The 827-nt window shown below is 62.9% G+C and carries 1 protein-coding gene; it reads left to right on the top strand.

Annotated elements, in window-relative coordinates:
• A partial coding sequence (locus tag AC0L3H_RS32950) for an IS5 family transposase (RefSeq protein ID WP_473588247.1) occupies positions 1–827 on the top strand: 827 nt, incomplete at both ends.

Genomic DNA, 827 nt, shown 5'->3' with positions numbered 1-827 from the left:
GAGGCCTTTGCACAGAATCGGATTGATGATTCCGGGGGTAAGGAAGAGAGGGAGATGATTCGGATGGTCGATCGTGTTGTTGGTCAACTGAGCCTGGCGGATGCGCTGGCGCTGTCGGATACGACGCAGCTCGACCAGATCGCGACGGTCATCGACTGGATGCCGATCCGGGCACTTCTTGGTCAGCGCAGCGGGCCGGGGAAGGGCAACACCAGCTATCCAGCCGAGACATTGCTGCGCTGTCTGTTTTTGGGCGTGTGGAACAATCTCAGCGACCCCGCCCTTGAGATGCAGCTGCGCGACCGGCTGTCGTTCCGCCGCTTTGCCGGCTTCAGCCTGTCGGACCGCACGCCGGACCATTCGACGCTGTGGCGCTTCCGCGAAGAGCTGAAGTGCGACGGGCTGATTGATCGGGTGTTCGATGAGATCACCCGGCAGTTTGAGCAGAAGGGCCTGATCCTCAAGCGCGGCACGCTGATTGATGCATCGTTCATGCAGGCCGCCGCCCGCCCGCCGGCGAAGCCGAAGAAGGGTGAGGAGACGTCGGCGCGGCCATCGGCCGACCCCGATGCGCGTTGGGGACGCAAGGGCAAAAAGTCCACGTTCGGCTATAAGGTGCACAACGGCGTCGACGAGACTCACACGCTGATCCGGCGGATGCACTTCACCGATGCTTCGATCACCGACACCGAGCCGGCCGACACGCTGATCTGCGGCGACGAAGAGGCGGCCTATGGCGACCAGGCCTATTACACCCATGCCCGGCATGCCCGGCTTAAGCAGGCCGGCATCAAGGACCGGTTGATGCATCGGCCCAACAAGCACCA

It is taken from the genome of Mesorhizobium sp. WSM4816 (assembly GCF_055811535.1).
Note: the sequence above shows the minus strand (reverse complement) of the source record. Positions and strands in the feature narration are given on the sequence as shown.